This is a genomic window from Providencia sp. PROV268 (assembly GCF_028477805.1).
In the GTDB taxonomy this organism is placed as follows: domain Bacteria; phylum Pseudomonadota; class Gammaproteobacteria; order Enterobacterales; family Enterobacteriaceae; genus Providencia; species Providencia stuartii.
Genome location: NZ_JAMPLW010000026.1, coordinates 1 through 21,697 on the forward strand (window position 1 = coordinate 1; position 21,697 = coordinate 21,697).

The following is a 21,697-nucleotide window of genomic DNA, read 5'->3' on the forward strand; positions in this document are numbered from 1 at the left end:
AGGCGTATTAAACCTGATTTCACAGTTGGAGTCAAGGAACATTCGAAAAACTTTATTTCGTATGCGCTTTTTTTCAACAGGTTAGCTGATTATTGAACAGTGAGGCTAATAAAAAGACGATAAAATAAAAAACACTCGCCAGTTATATACTGAAACGAGTGCTTTTTGTACTAATATTAATCGCCTTTAGAGACGGTAATTCTTCTGAGCCTTATCGACTTTTATCAGATAATTACGCGATTCGGCAGCAGGATGCTTTGTTGATAGCGTTTGATAAACTTCGCCAGGGGCGAGCTGATTGATCTTCTGTGCAGCTACTTTTTTATCGCTGTGGAAGACTCTAAGGACGCTACCAGCACCACCGTTATAAGCGGTTATTACGGCATAACGGCGTGACACTGGGTTTTGAATATCACCTAAATAGCTATTTTGTAAAATTGCCAAATAAGCAGTTCCCGTATCAATATTTTTTTCCGGATCGAAAAGATAACTACGGCTCGGAACCCCTGACTTACCTTGCGAACGGAAAACATCTTTACCCGCGGTATTTGGCATGATTTGCATCAAGCCTAACGCATCGGAACGACTTACCGCGTAAGGGTTAAAGCTCGATTCGATTTGCATAATGGCTAAAATAAGTGACTCATCAACCCCATATTTAGCCGATGCCTTCCTGATAAAAGGAAGGTACTTATGAGCGCGTTTATCAAGGTGGTTAGGAACCAGTTGCATGGTCACAGACCAAATGACATTCATACCTGATTGCCGGCGCTGCAACTTATTATTAACAAGGTATTCAGCGTATTTATTTGCGCGCCATTCCCAACGAATGGGTTCACCTGTGTTATCTAATACCTGCCCAAATAGAAAAGGTTCTTGGCTGTGAGGTATATCATTAATATCAGAATACAAATCGATAGAATTTGGGTCATCACCCATTAATAGGGTAGTGATGATAGCCTTTTTCAAATGTTCTGAAGGCTCTACGGCGGAGATGGTTTCTACTGTAATCGTCCCAGCATCAAAGTTGATATGACTACGGGTACGATACTCATCGGTATACTTAACATAATCTTTAGGGCCTGCAATGAGAACTTCTTTGATCCCCCAGATATTTTCGATATTGTGGGCAAATTGCCCCATAAGGATATCGAACCCATTGGTGTCTTTCACATAGTTAGGATTAAAATCAGACTCTTTATTGCTGGAGCAGGAGATAAGAAGAGGCACCAGCAGCGTTAAGGCTAACAGTTTTTTCATACATTCCACAGTATTCAAGCTCATGGTCTACCTAAGATAGGTAGACCAATCAATTATTTTTCAGGTGTGTAGCCGTCGATATGAATATCGTGTCCCTCAAATAGGAACTTAACCATTTCTTGCTCTAGCATTTTACGGTCATCAGGGTTCATGGTATTGAGCTTTTTCTCATTAATCAGCATGGTTTGTTTTGCCATCCACTGACCCCAAGCCTCTTTCGAAATCTCATTAAAAATGCACTTTCCTAGCTCACCCGGATAGAGCTGAAAATCTTGCCCCTCAGCGTCACGTTGTAAAAAAGTACAAAAAATTGTTCTACTCATTATTTTTTCCTCAGAATATCAGGCGGCACGGCAAGCTGTTGAAGTAAGCTTTCAACCGGCGCAGCGAGGCCGATTGTTGCACCGAGATTTAAGTTATACCAAAGTCCTTTACCTTCATCCATGGCTGAAGTAAATGCCTGAATATTAACTTTAACAGGAATAATATCCAGATGAAAATGGCTGAATGTGTGGCGAAACGCAATTAATTGTTCTGGCGTATCATGTTGAATACCGGATTGAGAAAGCCACGCATTCATTTGCTCTTGGGTTTCAAATTGAGGGAAGGCAAATAGCCCTCCCCAAATACCTGAAGGTGGTCGCTGTTCAAGCCAAACGAGATCGCCTTGCTGCATAATTAGAAACCAAGCTGTCTTTTCAGGGATCTTTTGTTTCGGCTTTTTACCGGGGTAATCCTGCCATGAGTGGTTAGCATAGGCTATGCAACCTAAATGCAGGGGGCAAAGTTCGCATTTCGGTTTACTACGGGTGCATACCATAGCACCTAAATCCATCATAGCCTGATTAAAGAACTGGACGCCTTCTTTAGGGGTAACCTCAGTACTGATATCCCATAAGCGATTTTCGACCTCTTTTTTCCCTGGCCATCCTTCGATGGCATAGCAGCGAGCGAGCACGCGTTTAACATTACCATCTAATATTGGATAGTGCTGTTGTTGTGATAACGACAAAATAGCGCCTGCTGTAGAGCGACCAACACCAGGAAGGGCCACAACATCATCGAATGTAGTTGGAAACAGCCCATTGAAACGTTCTGCTATGACTTTTGCGGCCTTATGCAAATTGCGAGCGCGTGCGTAATAGCCCAGCCCCGTCCATAGATGTAATACTTCATCTAAGGGGGCATTCGCGAGGTCTTTTACATCGGGAAAACGGCGAATAAATTTTTCGAAATAGGGAATAACCGTACTGACTTGAGTTTGTTGTAGCATGACTTCCGAGAGCCAGACATGGTATGACGTTTTTTCTTTTTGCCACGGCAAAGTTTTCCGGCCATATTGGTGATACCAATTAAGCACGGCGAGCGAAAATTGTTGAGCTTCCATTGAGTATATTATTTTTATCGGTAATTCTATTAAAATCAGAGATAGTCAGGATTGCAACATAGACCGGACAAGCTGTAAACCGCTTATTGTGTGCTGGAGTGTAAAGTTATCCAATTTTCACCTGCAACCTTGGATGAGTTTTGATAAACTCCCTGCACTTTCATGTGAAGTTTGTATTATTAATCGTTTTACTAACTTGTTGAAAATAGTCGGCAAGGGTAGTCATTTTCGCTTGTTTACTTGATTAGGCAATCAATTCGTAGAATTTTTATATTATGATCAATAACGTCATCTCCCCAGAATATAATGAAGAAGGGCGGGTTATGCGCCGCGTTCGCAGCTTTGTCCGTCGTCAAGGACGTTTGACGCAACGCCAAGAAGATGCGCTACAAAGTGAATGGGCAACGATGGGGATCGATTTTGTTGCACAGCCTTTAGATTTTGCCGCAATTTTTAATAACCAAAATCCTGTTGTACTTGAGATAGGGTTTGGTATGGGGGCCTCTTTAGTCACAATGGCCTCACAAAATCCTGAAAAAAACTTTCTAGGGATTGAAGTCCATGCGCCTGGTGTTGGAGCATGCCTTGCTTCCGCAAAAGAAGAAAATGTGACAAATTTACGTGTCATGTGTCATGACGCAATTGAAGTGTTGGACCGTATGATCCCCGATGAAAGTTTATCTATGGTTCAGCTATTTTTCCCAGATCCATGGCATAAGGCAAAACATAACAAGCGCCGTATTGTGCAAGGGCCTTTTGCCGATAAAATTCGCGCTAAACTGGTGAAGGGCGGTGTTTTTCATATGGCGACGGATTGGGAGCCATATGCGGAACATATGTTGGAAGTGATGAGCCATGCAGATGGGTATAAAAACTTATCTGCATCAGGGGATTATGTACCTCGGCCTGAAACACGACCTGAAACAAAATTTGAAAAACGCGGCCAGCGGTTGGGGCACGGTGTATGGGATTTAATGTTTGAGAGGACAAAATAATGGCTAAGCAACAACGCAGTCGTCGTTTACGTAAAAAACTACGTATTGATGAATTCCAAGAGTTAGGGTTCATTGTAAAATGGAGCTTTGAAGAAGGTACGCCTATCGAAGAAGTCGATCGTACCGTTGATGCATTGATTGCTGAAGCAATTGAACCTAATGGCTTAGCGTTTGAAGCAAGTGGTTATATGAGCTGGGAAGGTATTGTTTGCCTGCAAAAAATCGGTAAATGTACTGAAGAACACCGTACCATTGTCGAAAACTGGCTAAAATCAAAAGGCATGAAAGATATCGTTGTTTCAGAGCTATTTGATGTTTGGTGGGAATAATTTCTTAAGTCGGTAATCGATTTATTGGGTTTCTTATTTGTTTTACGAACTCTAATGGTCATTACGACCAAAGGCATCCTTTTAGGATGCCTTTGTTTTCTGGAGTGAAGTACAGTGAGCCGTCTATTTTCTAATCAACTACTGAACGATATCTTAGACCAAGTACGGCCTTTAATTGGTCAAGGCGCGGTCGCAGATTATATTCCTGCTCTCGCGAATGTCCCTCCTCATCAATTGGGGATTGCGGTGCATACTGCTGACGGTGAAATTTTTATGGCGGGAGATGCTCAGACACGTTTTTCTATCCAATCAATTTCAAAAGTACTGAGCCTGACTTTAGCGATGACGCGTTATGAAGAAGATGAAATTTGGCGACGCGTCGGGAAAGAGCCATCAGGATTACCATTTAACTCCTTGATCCAGCTTGAAATGGAAAAAGGTATTCCGCGTAACCCTTTTATTAATGCGGGAGCGATTGTGATTACAGATATGCTGCAATCACGTTTAAGTGCGCCCAAGCAACGCATGCTAGAGTTTGTCCGAAAACTTGCTTGCGAGCCAGATATTAGCTACGACATTGCGGTTGCGCGTTCGGAACTTGAACATGCCAGCCGTAATGCCGCCATTGCCTTTTTGATGAAATCATTTGGTAATTTTGAGAATAATGTCCTTACAGTTCTCGAAACTTACTTTCATTATTGTTCTCTAAGTATGAACTGTGTAGAGCTGGCACGCTGCTTCTCTTACTTAACATCACAAGGGATGTCATCTTGCTCTATCGACCCTATTATTACGCCACTACAGTCGCGGCAAATTAATGCCTTAATGATGACTTGTGGGATGTATGATGGTTCTGGTGAATTTGCCTTTCGTATTGGCATGCCTGGTAAATCAGGGGTTGGCGGTGGGATCGTTTGTGTCGTACCGAACCAGTTTTCTGTTGCGGTATGGGCACCTGAATTAGATTCGGCGGGGAACTCGCTGGTGGGTTGCGCAGCTCTTGAATTATTATCAAAACGCATTGGTCGTTCGGTGTTTTAGATATCATCAATCGGTAAAACGATCTAATAGGAGTTACTATGTTACGCCGTACTTTAATTGTTCTTTCTTTATTGGCTAGTGCAGGCACTCAGGCCGCAGATTATAAATGTTCAGTGACGCCTAAAGACGATATCTTTCTGACCCCAGCAAGTGTTCAAGTGGTTGGGCGCAGTGGCGACTTGAATATTACGCCTAATGGTGATGTGACTCTTAATGGCAAAAAAATTGAGGTAACCGAGCAGCAAAGGCAGCAAGCTGTTCGTTATCAAGCCGCTATCCGTAATGATATTCCATGGATCAAATTGGAAACCCAAAATAAATTATCGGCCTCGAAAAATACCCTTGATAAAGTGGTGATCCGAGTAATCGGTAATGATAGCAATGTACGTAAACGCTTAACAAAGTTAGAAAGTGACCTTAATGGTCAGATCAATCAAGTCATAGAGACACGCCCTGATGGTTATGCTTTCCATCACCAAGCAATGAGCAAAGTTGAAACGCAAGGGCGTCAATTGGTCAATGAGAGTCTAGGTGGTATATTACAGGACAGTATTAATGAAATGGGGCGTAAGCAACTGCTCTCTGGCGGTGATAGCAGTAAAGCGCTGCAAGGTCTTTTAGGGAATTTAGGTGGGCTTCAGCAAGACCTCGAAGCGGAGTGGAAAAAACAAGAAAATAGCTTCCAACAGTTTGGTCAACAAGTGTGTGGTAAAGTGACTTCCCTTGAACAGCAACGTATTTCATTAATGAATTCACTGAAGTAAGAGATATTCTCTTCTTTTTTAAGAGGCAGAGGCCTATTTTGGGCTCTGCCTCTTTGTTATTTAGCACAGCAAAAATGTGATGTTTTTATCAATAATAATAATCAAAATGAAATTGATTCTTATTTGATTGACTTATTAATGGCTCACTCTAGAATGCAAGTTTGGTTTAGTGACTAACTGGTATTGTTTAATATGAAAAAATTCATTCCTGCTGTACTTGTTTCCTTACTCTCTTTTTCCGCGCCATATGCACTGAGTGCTGAATCAGCGGCATTTACCCCTAACGCCGTCATTGCACAAGGCACTGAAAAAGTGAATATCAAACATTTGTCAGGTGAGACTGAAGTGAATAAGGCTCCACAGAAAGTGGTTTTATTCGACTTTGGTGTTTATGATTCAATGCAAAAATTAGGGCTTGGCGATAAGGTCGTTGCGCTGCCAATGGGCAATGCGCCTGCTTACATTAAAGGCAATATTGCTGCTAATGTGCAAAATGCAGGTGGAATGAAACAGCCTGATCTTGCAAAAATTGCAGAATTAAAGCCTGATCTGATCGTGATCACTGGCCGCCAAGGTAAGTCTTATGATGAACTATCTAAAATTGCTCCAACCATTAATTTAGGTACAAATAGCCAGCATTACATTGATTCAGTGAAAGCGAATATCAATTTAATCGGTGAGCTGTATGGCAATCAAAAATCGGTAGAAGAGCAACTGGCTCAGTTGGATAAATCTATTGCGGTAGCCCAAGAAAAAGCGAAAAAATCACAGTCTAAAGTGTTAGTTCTGCTGCATAACGATGGCAAATTGATCCCAAATAACCAAAGTGTTGTTTATGATGTTGTTAAAGCACAACGCGCAGAGTTACCAGAGCCAGCAGAAGCGGATAAGTCTAAGCGCCGTGTCGTTGATACGAAAACCATCGCACAGGCAGATCCTGATGTGATTTTAATCGTGGATCGCAGTGAAGCGATCGGGGCAGGTAAGCTGGATAAAACCGTTTTCGAAGATCAAAATATTCAAGAAACGAAAGCCTACAAAAATGGCAAAATCACATACTTGCAGTCTGATTTATGGTATTTGTCAGGTGGTGGTTTAGTGAGCCTAACAGAACAAGTTGATGCAGTCGCTAAAGCACTATAAGTGATCTAAAAAAGCCCGCACCAGTTAAAAGCGCCTAATTTTATGAGCGCACTTTAATCTGCGGGCTTTTGTGATTTATGGGGCGGGATAGGGATATTTTTATTGCAAAAATAAATTACTCTTCATCAAGAAAAAGCTCTAGTAATGAGTTTAAGAATAATTTGCCATGTTTGGTAATTTGCCACTCATGCTCATTTTCAGTGATATAGCCTTTATTTAGCGCTTCATTAAGTGAGTCTCTTACCACCGATTCAGGCAAGCCCGTATAGTCACTAAATTCTTTTCGGGGCATTGGCTCCAATAACCGAAAGCGGTTCATAAAATATTCGAACGGCCTATCTTGGGCATCGACATCGTAAGATTTTTGTAAATAGCGCCCCTCCATATAACCACGAGGATGCTTAGTCTTGATGGTACGCATAATACGTCCATCAGTGAATGAGATCTTACCATGAGCGCCACAGCCGATACCGAGATAATCACCAAAACGCCAATAGTTGAGGTTATGTTCACATTGAAAACCAGGCTTAGCATAAGCCGATGTTTCATATTGCTGATACCCTGCCGCAGTGAGCAGCTTATGCCCTTCGGAATAAATTTCCCATAATGTATCATCATCGGGCAGGGTCGGAGGGCGCGAGCCAAATTGTGTATTAGGCTCGATAGTCAATTGATACCAAGATAAATGGGGAGGGGAAAGCGCAATTGCTTGGCGCAAGTCAGATAACCCTTCATCACGAGTTTGTGAAGGCAAGCCATGCATCAAGTCTAAGTTAAAACTACGTAAATTAAGCTGTGTCGCAAGCTTCGCAGCCCGTTTCGCTTCTTCAGCGCCGTGGATGCGGCCAAGAGTAATCAATTTGTCATCGCCAAAGCTCTGTACACCAATAGAGATCCGGTTAATCCCTGCTTTTTGGTAGCCTGAAAAACGATCGGCTTCCACAGTACCCGGGTTAGCTTCCATCGTGATTTCAGCTTGTGGGTCAAGATGAATTCGTTGACGTACACCATCCATCAGCGCTTGCATGGATTCCGCACTTAATAAGCTTGGTGTACCTCCACCAATAAATAGTGTTTTGATGGCGCGATCACCGATGAATTTCGCATCAATCTCTAAGTCGTGCAACAGGTGCTCAACATACTCTCGCTGGGGGATATCACCTTTAAGAGTATGCGAATTGAAATCACAATATGGGCACTTTTGTACACACCAAGGAATATGGATATATAGGCTTAGAGGTGGCAACTTAAGCATTCTTGAGTGCATCCAATAGCATTGCTAAGGCTTTGCCTCGATGTGAAATCGCTTGTTTTTCTGATTTCGTCAGCTCAGCAGAGGTACAATTCAGTTCTGGCACATAAAAAATAGGATCATAACCAAAACCGCCTTGCCCACTCGGTTCATGAGTGATGATGCCATGCCAGCGTCCATGGAAAACCAAAGGTGTTGGGTCTTCTGCATGGCGTAAGTAAACCAACACACAGTTAAATTGTGCCTGACGTTCCCCATCAGGCACCGATTTCATCGCATCGAGTAATTTATGCAGGTTTTGTTCATCCGTTGCTTCTTCACCAGCATAGCGAGCGGAATAGATCCCCGGAGCACCACCGAGTGCGTCAACGGAGATCCCTGAGTCATCCGCAATAGCAGGGAGACCAGTTTGCTGAGAAGCATGGCGAGCTTTTAAAATCGCATTTTCGATAAATGTTAATCCTGTTTCCTCGGCAGACTCAACACCGAGAGAAGTTTGGGCTACGATATCCATCCCAAAATCACGTAACAGGTCAGCAAGTTCATTGACTTTTCCCGGATTACCGGTAGCTAAAACAACCTTTTGCATTTTTAATCGCTCTTATTACATTACGCCAACAGCGTAGAGAATGCCTGTTAATGTTGGATCAATCATCAGTGAAATATCAGAACGTAGATAATTCAGCGCAATTAAGATGAACATGACAATCATTGCTGAGAAATCAAGCCCACCCATAGCAGGGATAATGCGACGGATTGGCGCCATTAATGGTTCTGTTAATTGATATAACAAATAGTCGACAGGATTACGGCCTTGGCTAATCCAGCTCATGATCGCTCTAATCAATATCATCCAGAAAATTAATTTTCCGGCATAGGTTAGTAACAGAATAATACTGATTGGAATAACACTAAAACTGAGAAGGGCCAATGTATGGGTGATCCACAAGCTAAAGACAATAGCAACAAGTGATAAGATAAATGCGATAGTAACTGTTGCTGTATCAATAGGCCCGATAGAAGGGATAACACGGCGTAATGGTGTAATAACAGGTTTCGTGGCTTTTACCACGAACACGGAGAAGGGGTTATAGTAATCTGCACGTACCCACTGCATCCAGACTCGTAGCAGTAAGATAAAAATATAAAGTTGAATAATGGTTGTAACGACAAAAAGTAAAGTCTGCATGTCTCGTCCCGCTGTTAATTAAAAAAGTTTTTCCATCTCTTCTGCCCGAGTGATAGCACGTTGCATCGCTTTTGCTACCATTTGCGGAAGACCACTATCGTAAAATTGCGCTAATGCCATCGCTGTCGTTCCTCCCTTAGAAGTCACTTGTTCGCGCAATGTGGAAAATGGGGTGTCGCCTTGTGATTTCGACAACGCAACAGCACCTTCCGCGGCATTTAAGACCAATTGACGGGCTTGATCGGGCGTATAGCCTAGTTTCTCGGCTTCTTGCTGCATGGATTCCATAAATAAGAAGAAGTAAGCAGGAGAGCTTCCAGTAATCGCAATAATATTATTGATCTCTTGCTCGTTTTCGCACCAAATTGTCGAGCCAACACTTTGCATCAATTGCTCTGCAAATTGTTTGTCTTCGGCGTTAATACTCTCTTCTGCGAATAAACCACTCACGCCTTTACCGACGAGTGATGGCGTATTTGGCATGATACGAACCAACTGCAATGGTTGGGCTAAATAATCGGCATAGCGGTGAGCGGGGATACCCGCAGCAATGGTCAATACCAGTTTTTTACTGAAATCCACGGCATGCTGTAAAGGTTGACACACCTCTTCCATCATTTGTGGTTTTACAGCAAGTACAATCACATCGGCGTGTTGCACAGCGGATACATTATCACTACTGCTGATAACGCCATATTGTTCGGCGATTTTTTCTCGGCGAACAGGGGTTGGCGAACAGACGGTGATCATTGAGGCGGGGTAACCGTGGCTAACAAGCCCTGCAATAATAGCATGGGCCATATTTCCGGCACCTATAAATGCAATTTTGCGATGTTGCATGTTGTACTCCTTATGATTTGTGATAGTCACGGGCACCAAAAATAGCCGTTCCGATACGAACGAGGGTCGACCCACAATGAATGGCAGCAGCCATATCATCGGTCATCCCCATAGATAGGGTGTCGACGCTAGGGTAGTGTGTTTGTAACTGTTGATAGGCTTGCTCCATTTTGCGAAAAGCTTCGCATTGGCGCTGGTAGTCACTTTCCGGTGCTGGAATGGTCATCAAACCACGAAAAACTAGGTTAGGCATTTGGCTAACTTGTTTTGCTAGCTCATCAAGCTCTTCAAGTTTTATGCCTGACTTACTGTTTTCATCACTGATATTTATTTGGATCAGCACATTTAGCGGTGCTTTGTTGCTTGGACGCTGATCATTTAGACGTTGGGCGATTTTTTGCCGATCCAGCGTATGGAACCAGTCAAAATGCTCGGCGACAAGACGGCTTTTGTTTGATTGTAATGGGCCAATAAAATGCCAAACCAGATCTTGTCTATCCGCGAAAAACTGAATTTTCTCAACGCCTTCCTGAACATAATTTTCACCGAATTGACGCTGTCCAGCCTCGATAGCCTCCAAGATAGCGTCACAAGGTTTGGTTTTACTTACTGCAAGTAGTGTGATGTCCTGTGCAGAGCGATGACATTCTGCTGCCGCTCGTTCAATACGCGCTTTTACATCAGAGATATTACGTTGAATGGTCATTATTCTGTTCAATTACGTTAGGTGGATAATCATAATGCCCATAGTGTAAAGCATATTGCTTGATAACGGCACCTTTGCATGTGTAGATTAAAAAAAATTACATTTCGGAAAACATTGTGCGGCTTAAAGGTGTTGCTCAAACCAACTTTCTAAGATCACGACAGCAGATGCTGAGTCTACTTTGCCTTTACTCAGTGCTCGGTAACCACCACGCTCAAATAGTTCTGCTTTTGCGGCAACCGTGGATAGGCGTTCATCGTGTAGCTCGACTTTGACACCAAATCGCCCATGGATACGATTAGCAAAGTTACGCGCTTGGCTGGTGACAAGTTGTTCAGTGCCATCCATATTTAAAGGAAGGCCAACAATGACCAATTGAGGTTGCCACTCTTTTAGCAACTTTTCGATCTGTTGCCAATCAGGGCGGCCATCATTGGCTTTCAGTGAGGCGAGGGAGCGGGCTGTTCCTGTGATTTCTTGGCCAACAGCAACACCAATACTTTTCGTACCAAAATCAAATGCAAGAAGGGTTCTGCTAGACATCACGCGTGCCCTGCCTGCATGGAAATTGTATGGATATTCACGCCTAGAAGGTTAGCAGCAGCTTGCCAGCGATCTTTAATGGGGGTATCAAACACTAACTCTGGTGTGGCTTCTACCGTCAACCAACTATTTTCCATAATTTCATTTTCGAGTTGACCGGGCTCCCAGCTTGCATATCCCAGAGCGACTAATGATTGCATAGGCTGCTGGTCCTTGCCGAGTGTTTCTAAGATATCTTTAGAGGTCGTTACCATCATGTCATCATTGAGATGCAGACTTGAGGCAAAGCCTTTAATCGGCGTATGGAGGATAAAACCATGCTCTTCAGCAACAGGGCCACCAGCAATCACTGGTTTAGCAAGGTTGCTGGTATTGGTTGTTGAAACCGCTATCTCTAATTTCTCGAGCATGGTACTCACAGAAAAATCATCAATAGGTTTATTGATAACGATCCCCATAGCGCCTTTTTCATTGTGTTCACACACATAAACAACAGACTGCTCAAAATAGGGATCAGTAAGAGATGGCATTGCTATCAAAAAATGATTTTGTAAATTCATAATTTTTAGGCTCAGTGTAGTAAGTAACCTATTTTAATGATAAGAATTGCCTTTAAAGGTTGAGAAAAGGCACTTTAATGAGCCTTTTCTCATTACCAATACGCTATTTTTAGCGCTGAAGGCACTATTTTTTTATATCGCGCTCAATGGCATCCATCAACATACCCGTGATAGAAATATCGTAAGCGGCTTCAATTTCGCGGGCACAAGTTGGGCTAGTGACATTAATTTCAGTCAAACGATCGCCTATAATATCAAGCCCAACAAAGTATAAGCCTTTTGCTTTTAAAGTTGGGGCAACGGCGCGGGCAATTTCCCAATCGCTTTCACTTAATGGGCGAGCTTCTCCGCGACCACCTGCCGCCAAATTACCACGGGTTTCCCCCTGTGCTGGGATACGAGCTAGACAGTAAGGCACAGGCTCACCATCAACGACCAGTACACGTTTGTCACCATCTTTAATTGCTGGCAAATAGTTTTGTGCCATGCAGTAACGGCTAGCATGTTCGGTGAGCGTTTCGATAATAACCCCAACGTTAGGGTCGTCTTGCTTCAAACGGAAAATAGACGCTCCGCCCATTCCATCAAGTGGTTTAAAAATCACATCGCCATGCTTTTGGTGGAACTCACGTAGCTGTTTAGCGCTGCGCGTGACTAATGTGTGTGGCGTTAATTCAGGGAACCACGCTGTAAACAGTTTTTCATTGCAGTCGCGTAAACTTTGTGGCTTGTTGACGATCAGTGCGCCAGCCTGCTCAGCTCTTTCAAGAATATAAGTTGCATAGATAAACTCAGTGTCGAAAGGGGGGTCTTTACGCATTAAAATAGCGTCAAGATCACCGAGCGCGATATCTTGCTCAGATTTGAACTCATACCATTTGTTTGGGTTTTCTTTGACAGTGACGACTTTTGTCGTTGCGCGAGCTTCACCTTGATACAGATAGAGATCATTCATCTCCATATAATGGATTTCATAACCACGACGTTGAGCTTCCAGCATCATAGCAAAACTAGTATCTTTCTTGATTTTAATGGATGAAATAGGATCCATTACTATACCGAGCTTGATCATTTTTTCTCCTTAACCTAGGTCACCTAGGCGCACTTGCAGTGCGGTGATTGCAGTTAGCGCAGTCGTTTCTGTTCTTAACACTCTTGGCCCTAACAGAATATCGGTAAATTGATAATTAGCTGTCATGGCGATTTCTTCTTCACTTAGCCCACCTTCGGGGCCGATTAATAGCCGAACTTTATTTAATTCAGCAGGTAATGTATTGATACTTTGTGTTGCTCGTGGGTGTAAGTTGACCTTAAATGCCCCATCTTCCTCAGCACACCATGCTTCGAGTGACTGTACAGGACGAATTTGTGGGATCCGATTACGACCACACTGCTCACACGCAGCAATGGCAATCTTTTGCCATTGTTGTCGTTTTTTCTCTAACCTTTCAGGATCTAAACGAACACCACAGCGCTCAGAGAGTAAAGGGGTGATTGTATTAACACCTAGTTCCACCGATTTTTGGATAGTAAACTCCATTTTTTCACCACGCGACATGACTTGCCCAAGGTGTAAATCTAATGGCGATTCTCTATCATCAACATGGCTATCGATAATATTGACGGAGACTTTCTTTTTTGTCGCCTCTGATATTTCAGCGCAAAACACCTGATTACTGCCGTCAAATAATTCCAGTTTTTGGCCCGCAGTCATGCGAAGCACTCGCCCCACATGGTTGGCTGCATCATCGCCAAGAGCGATTGTAGTGTTAATTTGTAGTGGCTCAGGGTGATAAATGCGTGGAATGCGCATACAGTTTCCTTAAAAAGAACAAGGTTAAAAAAGAGCAATAGCAGATCAAAAATATGGGGATGCAATCGCCAAAATCAAGAGCTAGCTCAATTTTATAGTGGTTTATGGTTTTTTTGTAGTCTAGCCTGTGTGGTATTGGTGTGATGAATGATAATATATTATCAAATACGACAAAAAATCATCGCGGTTAAAACGATAAATTGTGTCGGAATTACTGTGTAGGGAAATAAATAGAGGTACGGTATATTTGTATATAACTCCATAATGGAATAAGGAGAATATATGATATTACCGATTGAAAGGATCTATCATAAAATTATCCATCATCTCTCTTTTTTATCTTTTAGTGATCTTAATGATTTTATTACTTCAACTTTTCCAATGCTAACAGTATGCCGAGGCAACTTAAGTTCAGGAAATGTAACTATCGATAATTCATACTGTTTTTTGGGGGATGTATGTGGCTATAGGCTATTACTTATGGCTTTTATCATTGTTATATCAGCGAAAATTTCACAGTTGATGTTACAACATATTCCTAAAAAATATTTAAATAAAGATGGGATAAGGATAGGTTATAAATGGCTGGTACTTATTTATTTTCCTTTATTAATATTTAATTTTTCATTAAATGATGAATTAATTATTGTTATTTTATTTAGTATTTTCTTCAATTTAATAGTTTGTCTATTTATTATTGATATGAAAATAGGCTATTTACCAGACATACTTGTTTACCCATTATTATGGGTAGGGTTAGTGTATCAAGTGTGCTCTGAGCAAGGTAATGTGGTTTCGGCTATCTATGCGGTGATCACCAGTTACCTTTCCATCATGCTGTTAACGGTAATTATGGAGAAGATCCGCCAATCCCCGCAAATGGGGCGAGGGGATTTTAAACTGATTGCCGCGTGTGCAGCTTGGATCGGGCTTATGAATTTACCTCAGTTTTTTGCGCTAGCGGCGGGCATTGGCGGGCTTCACTATTGGGCCATTTATTTACGTCATCGGCACAAAGCTATCGCCCGTATCCCCTTTGGCCCAGCTATCATTTTGAGTGCAACTTATTGGTTATTTGCGCCATTGGTGTGTTTAGTGATGTTCAATGGCGCGATGTCGTAGCGCATCATTGATTGGCTGCTACTAGTGAATCCAAAAATTGTTGCCATTTTTGAGGATCACCTAAATAGTTTTGTAACGGTACGCGCAGCCACTTATGCTGCTGTTTTATGAGTAAGGTCGGGAAGCCGGAAGATCCGGATTGAGCCAGTAGCTGGCGGCTATAGTGAATATGGTGTTCAAGGTTATTCCCTCCTTGTTCGGCATAATCAAACTGGTATTGCTCGCTATCTAACCCGATTTCTTGTGCGATCGCTAATAAGACATTTGGGTTGCTGATATGACGACCAGAGACGTAATGAGCATGCTGAACTGCTTTTAACATCGCTAATGCTTTTTGTTGCTTTTCAGAAGCAAGAATGGCTTGTAAAGGTGGTGCTGAATCAAGAACAAGATTTGGCTCATCCAGCATTTTTAAATAGTCATCACCAAAAATTTGCCCTGTCATGGCGGCAATGCGTTTATCGGATTGTTTGATGTGTTCACGGAATTGATTATCCATATGAAGGCATGATGCGCCTGCCAGCATGCCTCCGCCATGTAATTCTAACACAATGTCAGGGTGAGAATTGGCAATTTCAATCAATGGTGAAGCACCGTAACACCAGCCACATAAAGGGTCATAAATGTAATGTAAGGTGATTTTATTCATGATAGCTCCTTAACTATTCAGTGATTCAATTAGCCTATCCATTATAGAGATAGGCTAATTGAGATTATTTTATTGTGGCCACTGCATTTCGCCTTTAATGACTTTGGCACTTAGCTCTAAGCTCGATTTATCATCAAGATGAGGGTAAGCCTTCTCCATTTTGCTCGTAAGCTCTTTGGCATCCTTACTTTGTTCAGCCATGGCCTCAAAGGTATTCAAGTAATTTTGAGTAAAGGTAACAGAGCTAAGATCCATTTTTGATTTGCCAGTAAAGTGCCCTGGTACAACGGTTTTAGGTTGTAAAGCTTGAATGCTTTCTAAAGTTTGTTGCCAGTGTTTTCGCGATGATTGAGTTTGAGTATCTGCAATCCAAACATGGATATTATCAGAGACAACGACTCCCCCAACGACAGCTTTCAATGATGGAACCCAAACATAAGTACGCTCTGGAGCTGGGCCATCACTTCCTTTAATAAAGAGAGTTTCACCATCGACAGTAAAACTATTGCCTTGTATCACATCGGGTACGATAAGTGTTGTTGGCGCTTCGTTTTTAAGCACTTCACCCCAATATGCCAACTTGCCATCTTTCGATGCTTTGATAGCTTCAACGGTTTCTTTCGTCGCTATCACCTTAGCTTTAGGAAATGCTTTCGTGATCGTATCTAATCCAAAATAATAATCGGGATCAGAATGGCTGATATAAATGGTTGTTAGGGTTTTATTGAGCGCTTTTATCTTTTTCACTAAGGCCTGTGCATCATTTTTTTGAAACTGTGCATCGATCAGCACAACTTCTTTATCACCGCTGATAATTTCAGAGGAAACGGGAAATACACTGTTATTTCCTGGATTATAGATATCTAATTTAAGCTCTGCTGCATGGGCAAATGTAGCGCTCATTGCAAGTAAAGTGGCGGCGGCGATAGCATGTTGTTTCATCATTAACTCCTAATTGTTAGCCATATTTTAAAAACCTCGTTAAGTTGGGTGTATATTAAATTGCAATAATGATGAGAAAAACGCCATAATTAGCAAATGTTTGTTGCACAAATCGGTCAAATAGATGGATAGATTAACGGCGGTACAGGTTTTTATTAGTATTGTTGAGCATGGCAGTATGAGTGCTGCCGCAGATAAACTCGATATGTCACGAGCGATGGTGACCCGATATCTTGCTGAAATGGAACAGTGGGCTGGGGTACGTTTATTAAACCGTACGACAAGGCGGCTGAGTTTGACATCGGCAGGAGAAGGGGTTTATCAACAAGCGCTAAAGTTAAATGCACTCTCTTTAACTCTGCCTGTACAACAGCAACATGATGCGACTCAATTGACGGGGCTAGTGCGTATTAGTTGTGCTCAGTCGATTGCCAGCCAAGCGCTTTCTGTCGCAATAACCGAGTTTTTACAACACTACCCGAATATGGCGATTGATTTAAGTATTACAAATAAGGCGGTGAATCTGATTGAAGATAGGATTGATTTGGCTATCCGTATTACGAATCAATTAGAGCCGAGTTTGATAGCCAAGCCGCTTTCAACGTGCCACTCTGTGATTTGTGCAGCGCCATCTTTTTTCAAAGATAAAAAAATACCGACTAAGCCGGAGGATTTAGCGCCACTGGAATGTTTGACCTACAATTTTTTTGGGCGCAGTTTATGGCGTTTTGAAAAAGATGGGGAGCCTTTTTCCGTATTAGTAGGAGGGCGACTCAGTGCCGATGAATCTGTATTTTTGGCTCAAGCGGCATTAAATGGTGCAGGTATTGCTATGCAGCCTTATTTATCGGTCAAAAAATACTTAGAATCAGGGGAGCTGCTCCAGCTATTACCCGACTATGTGCCGCAGCCATTAGGAATTTATGCAGTGTATGCCAGTCGCCAAAATATGCCGACAACATTAAGAGCTGTACTGGATTTTTTAGGTAACTGGTTTACAACTTCAGAATATTGGCAGTCACTGATGCAGCAACGCGCTACTTAAATCCTGCTCAGTTTTGGCAAATGAAACCCGTAAGTATTGGGTAAAAATATCTAATAGTTGTGATGATGGCCGGTGAATCGGCTTAATTAAACTCACCGTAAAAGGAATCGAAAAACTCAATGGGCGAATGATCAGCTTACCTGCTGATTGCTGGTGGAAATCCAAAGCAGTGATAGGGTTGACGATTGAAATACCGATGCCTTTTAACGCCATTGCGCAGATAGACGATGCTGAATGCGTCTCCATCACCATTTTTCGCTCAATTTGATGTTGGGCAAAAATGGTATCGATAATCTGCCGATAGCTGTCTGTTAGTGACAGGCTAATGAAGTTTTGTTGCTGAAAATCAATCGGTGTTAAAACGGGTTTATGCTCAAGGGGATGACCCGCCGGTAAGACACAAACCTCATTCAGCGAGCCTAATGTGAGTTGTTCTGTGCCTGGTGGCGTTTGTAAGTGTTCGGTTAGACCAAAATCATAACGTTGAGCCGATAGCCACTCTTCGAGGATTGGTGATTCTTGAGGGATCACTGTCAGATTGACGTCAGGATAATCAGCCATAAATGTTTGGCACACTTGTGGTAGTAATGATTGGGCGAAGGCGGGTAAGCATATGATGGAGATCTGCGCATTATCAAAACGGCGGATGGTTTGTACTGAGTTTTTTATCCGCTCTAAACCATAATAAGAGCGCTCAACCTCCTCAAAAAAGCGTAATCCCTGTGCTGTCGGGCGCAAGCGGCCTTTAACGCGATCAAATAATTTGAACTGTAGCAGATGTTCAAGGCGAGCAAGCTCTCGACTAATGGTCGGCTGTGAGGTATTTAGCAGTAACGCTGCTTCTGTTAGATTCGGCGTCGTCATTACCGCCCGAAAGATTTCAATATGTCGCCAAGAGAGAGTTTGCATGATGTTTTTCTTTCTATATCAAAAATGAATAGACTTTAGCAAAATGGATATTTTTTTTCCCGAACTTTCTCTGAATAATAGGACAATATAAGAAAAAATTTACGTGCGAGAAAAACATGACCTCATTTGCCACCACTACTAGCCAATATTTAACGCCCGAATACTTATCGACGTTACCTGAACAGTTTGGCACCCCTGTTTGGGTGTACGACAGCTCAGTGATTATTGAACGAATAAATCAGCTCAAACCCTTTGATACCGTGCGTTTTGCTCAAAAAGCTTGCTCAAATATTCATATTTTGCGCTTAATGCGTGAGCAGGGAGTCAAGGTTGATTCTGTTTCGCTAGGTGAAATAGAGCGTGCGCTTGTGGCTGGTTTCCAGGCTGGTCGTGAAAACTCAGAAATTGTTTTTACTGCTGATGTACTGGATAGAGCCACTTTGGCACGGGTGACTGAGTTAGATATTCCGGTGAATGCTGGATCTATTGATATGTTAAGCCAGATTGGTGAGCAAAAATCGGGTCATCCTGTTTGGTTGCGTATTAACCCTGGTTTTGGTCATGGTCATTCACAAAAAACCAATACAGGTGGTGAAAACAGTAAACACGGTATTTGGTATCAAGACCTACCAAAAGCACTGGAACAAATTCGCCGTTATAATCTGTCATTGGTTGGGCTACATATGCATATTGGCTCTGGGGTCGATTATCAACACTTAGCAAATGTCTGTGATGCAATGGTTGAACAAGTGATCTCGTCAAATGCGGATATTCAGGCGATTTCAGCCGGTGGTGGGTTATCGACACCTTATCGAGAACAAGATGAAGTTATCGATATTCAGCACTATTACAGCCTTTGGAACACTGCTCGCCAACGAATTGAGCGTCATTTAGGTCATTCTATTGAACTGGAAATTGAACCGGGTCGCTATTTGGTTGCTGAATCGGGGGTATTGCTCGCGGAAGTGAGAGCGGTTAAAACGATGGGAAGCCGCCACTATGTGTTGGTCGATAGTGGATTTAATGATCTGATGCGTCCTGCAATGTATGGGAGTTATCACCATATCTCTGTATTACCTGCTGAGGGGCGCTCATTAGAAAATGTACCTTTAAAAGAGACTATTGTCGCGGGGCCTTTGTGTGAATCGGGGGATGTGTTTACCCAGCAAGAAGGAGGAATGGTCGAGACCCGTTTACTGCCTGATGTGCAAGTAGGGGATTATTTGGTCTTCCATGATACTGGTGCTTATGGGGCGTCGATGTCATCAAACTACAATAGCCGCCCTCTGTTACCTGAAGTGTTATTAATTGAGGGTACGCCAAAACTTATCCGCCGTCGCCAAACGATTGAGGAATTATTGGCATTAGAGCTTTAATCTTTTTTGACGATACTGCTTTTTAAAGCAGTATCGTTACCAACTAATATTAAAATTCATTTATTAAAATACTATTCCTGACCTATTTTCTTTCGGTTTTTAACTCATCCTATCTCAGAAATTAAGCGATAAAAAATAAGTTTATATGTTGAAAAAATAAACATATATTCATTGTAATAACTAAGGTTAATTTATTATTGCTTGAACCTATAACTAAAATTATTTGTTTATATTGAAATAAGGCCACCTATAAATAAAAAACGGCCAGTTTATTGAATAATGATAAATATTACTTTTGTATCGTGAGTTTAACTATTTTTATCGAGAGCAGTAGGTTTCCCTATTTTAGAGTAAACCAATAGATTGTTTTTTATCCAAAGTAGACGTATGTCCAATTAACCTGTAGGGATATTGGTATCTATCTTTTGAGTTTCTATTATTAGGGCGCTTTCAGGTAGGCGGATTAAAGTTATTACTTTTACATTCAGACTGCGGTTTATGGGTTGAAAAAATAAGTTGTTATTTTAAAATATTATAAATTCTGGATAGTGTAGATGACTTCACTTAGTGAATTCTAGATTGCCATAAAATTAGCCGTCATTATTGTAAAGAATTGAATATTACCCTTGATCCATTCGTTCAGATGCACTTTAATGCTCACCATTCATTTACTGAATGGACGAATGGTAACCTTCAGTGTTTTAGAGAGTTTTTTGCTGATTTAATGATTAGATAAGTGAATGGCTGTCTAAAGTTGCTGATATTAATTATCATAGATAATGAATTCAACAATGAAGAAAAAAGCGTTTTGTTAAATACCCTTAAACTAGACGATATCTTTGAGGACGAGCATTAATCTGTGGCGCAGCAAATACGTTGGTGTAATTTTAGCGGGAGAGTCTCTGACAAACTGACTCATTTCGTATTTAGCTTATTCATCACCTTCATGACATTGTTAAGTCATGGAAAGGATGTGGTACTAAAATAGGTTAATGGCGCTGAATTTACTCCGGTAGCCTCTGAATATAGGCTAAAAAACCATAGTTTATGTCTGGTAAATATATCGCCAAATTAAAGGTAAATTTGACAACATAAATATTGCAGTAAGGGATAATATCTCTTAAGCACTTAGTGGATATCTTTTGAACTGAAATAGTAAGAGATAAACACATAAATGTTATGCTGCTTTGATGACCATTTTTATTATGGGCAAAGTGGCTTCTTATATGAATGACTGATGAGAAGGTGTAATGGCATCTTCACTAGAGGTCATTTCTAGATTTTATAAAAAGCAATATCATAAAATAGGGAACTGAATATGAAAAAAGCATTACTAATTTCAGCACTATTAGCCAGCAGCGTAGCGATGGCTGATAATTCTTCAATCGTTCGTACCGCAGTACCTGACTTCCCAATCTCGAGCGTAGTTGAAGTACCTGCGAATATGAAAACCTATTATTTCAGCGGTGTTGTTCCATCAAAACAAGCTGATGGTTCATTCGGTAAAAACACAGAAGAACAAACCGTCAATGTACTTAACTCAATTAAGTCTGCATTGGAAAAACAAGGCCTAGGATTAGGTGACGTTGTTAAAATGCAAGTTTTCCTTGTTGCAACACCAGAAACAGGAAAAATGGACTTTGACGGCTTTATGAAAGGTTATACTCAATTCTTCGGTACTAAAGCTCAGCCTCTGACACCAGCTAGATCAGCAATGGAAGTGAAGGCTCTGGTTCACCCTGAATGGTTGGTTGAAATTGAAGTTACTGCGGTTAAAAAATAAGCTGTTTTAGCAATCAATTTCCAGCCTTAATATAGGCTGACCGCCTTTT

24 protein-coding genes are annotated in these 21,697 nt (G+C 41.7%); 9 read left to right on the forward strand and 15 right to left on the reverse strand.

All coding sequences use genetic code 11. The features are described from left to right. Nucleotides 1–186: 186 nt before the first annotated feature. Genes mltC through mutY form a run of 3 tightly spaced genes read right to left on the reverse strand, consistent with a single transcriptional unit; the run spans nt 187 to nt 2,647 of the window. Nucleotides 187–1,260, reverse strand: coding sequence for a membrane-bound lytic murein transglycosylase MltC (mltC, locus tag PR699_RS17045; RefSeq protein WP_004923287.1), 1,074 nt, complete (start codon nt 1,258–1,260; stop codon nt 187–189). Nucleotides 1,261–1,313: 53 nt separating this feature from the next. Then, entirely contained in the window at nt 1,314–1,583 is a 270-nt protein-coding gene (locus PR699_RS17050; RefSeq protein ID WP_014656685.1) for an oxidative damage protection protein, read from the reverse strand. Further along, nucleotides 1,583–2,647, reverse strand: coding sequence for an A/G-specific adenine glycosylase (gene mutY, locus PR699_RS17055; protein ID WP_014656684.1), 1,065 nt, complete (start codon nt 2,645–2,647; stop codon nt 1,583–1,585). The genes PR699_RS17050 and mutY overlap by 1 nt, the downstream gene beginning before the upstream one ends. A 275-nt stretch (nt 2,648–2,922) precedes the next feature. Between mutY and trmB the strand changes: the two genes are divergently transcribed. From trmB to PR699_RS17080, 5 genes are all read left to right on the forward strand, one after another. Then, on the forward strand, nt 2,923–3,642 hold the full coding sequence (trmB, locus tag PR699_RS17060) for a tRNA (guanosine(46)-N7)-methyltransferase TrmB (RefSeq protein WP_004923278.1): 720 nt from the start codon (nt 2,923–2,925) through the stop codon (nt 3,640–3,642). Then, the gene (locus PR699_RS17065; RefSeq protein ID WP_004923275.1) at nt 3,642–3,971 is read left to right on the forward strand and encodes a YggL family protein; all 330 of its coding nucleotides are present in this window, start codon (nt 3,642–3,644) and stop codon (nt 3,969–3,971) included. The genes trmB and PR699_RS17065 overlap by 1 nt, the downstream gene beginning before the upstream one ends. 114 nt (nt 3,972–4,085) lie before the next feature. Continuing rightward, nucleotides 4,086–5,012 carry a glutaminase B gene (gene glsB, locus PR699_RS17070; protein ID WP_004923272.1) on the forward strand — a complete coding sequence of 309 codons (927 nt, stop codon included), beginning with the start codon at nt 4,086–4,088 and terminating at the stop codon, nt 5,010–5,012. Nucleotides 5,013–5,050: 38 nt separating this feature from the next. Then, entirely contained in the window at nt 5,051–5,776 is a 726-nt protein-coding gene (locus PR699_RS17075; protein ID WP_014656683.1) for a DUF2884 family protein, read from the forward strand. A gap of 192 nt (nt 5,777–5,968) precedes the next feature. Next, the gene (locus PR699_RS17080; RefSeq protein WP_014656682.1) at nt 5,969–6,919 is read left to right on the forward strand and encodes a siderophore ABC transporter substrate-binding protein; all 951 of its coding nucleotides are present in this window, start codon (nt 5,969–5,971) and stop codon (nt 6,917–6,919) included. Nucleotides 6,920–7,034: 115 nt separating this feature from the next. Here the strand turns inward: PR699_RS17080 and hemW are convergent, their stop codons facing one another. The 9 genes from hemW to rsmE form a co-directional block, all read right to left on the reverse strand. Next, complete coding sequence (gene hemW, locus PR699_RS17085) at nt 7,035–8,174, reverse strand: radical SAM family heme chaperone HemW (RefSeq protein ID WP_014656681.1); 1,140 nt, start codon at nt 8,172–8,174, stop codon at nt 7,035–7,037. Further along, nucleotides 8,167–8,760: an RdgB/HAM1 family non-canonical purine NTP pyrophosphatase gene (rdgB, locus tag PR699_RS17090; RefSeq protein WP_004923259.1), complete on the reverse strand. Its 594-nt coding sequence runs from the start codon at nt 8,758–8,760 to the stop codon at nt 8,167–8,169. Before rdgB ends, hemW begins: the two co-directional genes overlap by 8 nt. 15 nt (nt 8,761–8,775) lie before the next feature. Continuing rightward, nucleotides 8,776–9,360, reverse strand: a complete 585-nt coding sequence (locus PR699_RS17095) for a YggT family protein (protein WP_004923256.1) — start codon at nt 9,358–9,360, stop codon at nt 8,776–8,778. Nucleotides 9,361–9,378: 18 nt separating this feature from the next. Then, on the reverse strand, nt 9,379–10,200 hold the full coding sequence (gene proC / locus PR699_RS17100) for a pyrroline-5-carboxylate reductase (RefSeq protein WP_014656680.1): 822 nt from the start codon (nt 10,198–10,200) through the stop codon (nt 9,379–9,381). 10 nt (nt 10,201–10,210) lie between these two features. Then, nucleotides 10,211–10,906 carry a YggS family pyridoxal phosphate-dependent enzyme gene (locus PR699_RS17105; RefSeq protein ID WP_014656679.1) on the reverse strand — a complete coding sequence of 232 codons (696 nt, stop codon included), beginning with the start codon at nt 10,904–10,906 and terminating at the stop codon, nt 10,211–10,213. 123 nt (nt 10,907–11,029) lie between these two features. Next, entirely contained in the window at nt 11,030–11,449 is a 420-nt protein-coding gene (ruvX, locus tag PR699_RS17110) for a Holliday junction resolvase RuvX (protein WP_004923249.1), read from the reverse strand. Further along, the gene (locus PR699_RS17115) at nt 11,449–12,009 is read right to left on the reverse strand and encodes a YqgE/AlgH family protein (protein ID WP_004923247.1); all 561 of its coding nucleotides are present in this window, start codon (nt 12,007–12,009) and stop codon (nt 11,449–11,451) included. Before PR699_RS17115 ends, ruvX begins: the two co-directional genes overlap by 1 nt. Nucleotides 12,010–12,133: 124 nt before the next feature. Then, complete coding sequence (gene gshB / locus PR699_RS17120; RefSeq protein WP_014656678.1) at nt 12,134–13,081, reverse strand: glutathione synthase; 948 nt, start codon at nt 13,079–13,081, stop codon at nt 12,134–12,136. A gap of 9 nt (nt 13,082–13,090) precedes the next feature. Then, entirely contained in the window at nt 13,091–13,822 is a 732-nt protein-coding gene (rsmE, locus tag PR699_RS17125; RefSeq protein WP_004923239.1) for a 16S rRNA (uracil(1498)-N(3))-methyltransferase, read from the reverse strand. Between the two features lie 282 nt (nt 13,823–14,104). Between rsmE and PR699_RS17130 the strand changes: the two genes are divergently transcribed. After that, nucleotides 14,105–14,944, forward strand: coding sequence for an A24 family peptidase (locus tag PR699_RS17130; RefSeq protein WP_237713176.1), 840 nt, complete (start codon nt 14,105–14,107; stop codon nt 14,942–14,944). Nucleotides 14,945–14,948: 4 nt separating this feature from the next. Here PR699_RS17130 and PR699_RS17135 read toward each other — a convergent pair whose 3' ends face one another. Beyond that, a complete protein-coding gene (locus PR699_RS17135; RefSeq protein WP_014656676.1) occupies nt 14,949–15,593 on the reverse strand; it encodes a DsbA family protein in 645 nt (214 codons plus the stop codon). A 69-nt stretch (nt 15,594–15,662) separates the two neighbouring features. Then, nucleotides 15,663–16,535, reverse strand: a complete 873-nt coding sequence (locus PR699_RS17140; RefSeq protein ID WP_014656675.1) for an MBL fold metallo-hydrolase — start codon at nt 16,533–16,535, stop codon at nt 15,663–15,665. A 124-nt stretch (nt 16,536–16,659) separates the two neighbouring features. Between PR699_RS17140 and PR699_RS17145 the strand changes: the two genes are divergently transcribed. Further along, nucleotides 16,660–17,580, forward strand: a complete 921-nt coding sequence (locus PR699_RS17145) for a LysR family transcriptional regulator (protein WP_014656674.1) — start codon at nt 16,660–16,662, stop codon at nt 17,578–17,580. Here PR699_RS17145 and PR699_RS17150 read toward each other — a convergent pair. Beyond that, nucleotides 17,554–18,489, reverse strand: coding sequence for a LysR family transcriptional regulator (locus PR699_RS17150; protein WP_014656673.1), 936 nt, complete (start codon nt 18,487–18,489; stop codon nt 17,554–17,556). The genes PR699_RS17145 and PR699_RS17150 overlap by 27 nt on opposite strands. A gap of 116 nt (nt 18,490–18,605) precedes the next feature. Here PR699_RS17150 and lysA point away from each other — a divergent pair, with 116 nt between their 5' ends. Then, nucleotides 18,606–19,865 (forward strand): diaminopimelate decarboxylase, encoded by a 1,260-nt coding sequence (lysA, locus tag PR699_RS17155; protein WP_004923229.1) that lies wholly within the window; start codon nt 18,606–18,608, stop codon nt 19,863–19,865. Between the two features lie 1,318 nt (nt 19,866–21,183). After that, nucleotides 21,184–21,648 carry a RidA family protein gene (locus PR699_RS17160; protein ID WP_004923225.1) on the forward strand — a complete coding sequence of 155 codons (465 nt, stop codon included), beginning with the start codon at nt 21,184–21,186 and terminating at the stop codon, nt 21,646–21,648. Nucleotides 21,649–21,697 lie beyond the last annotated feature (49 nt).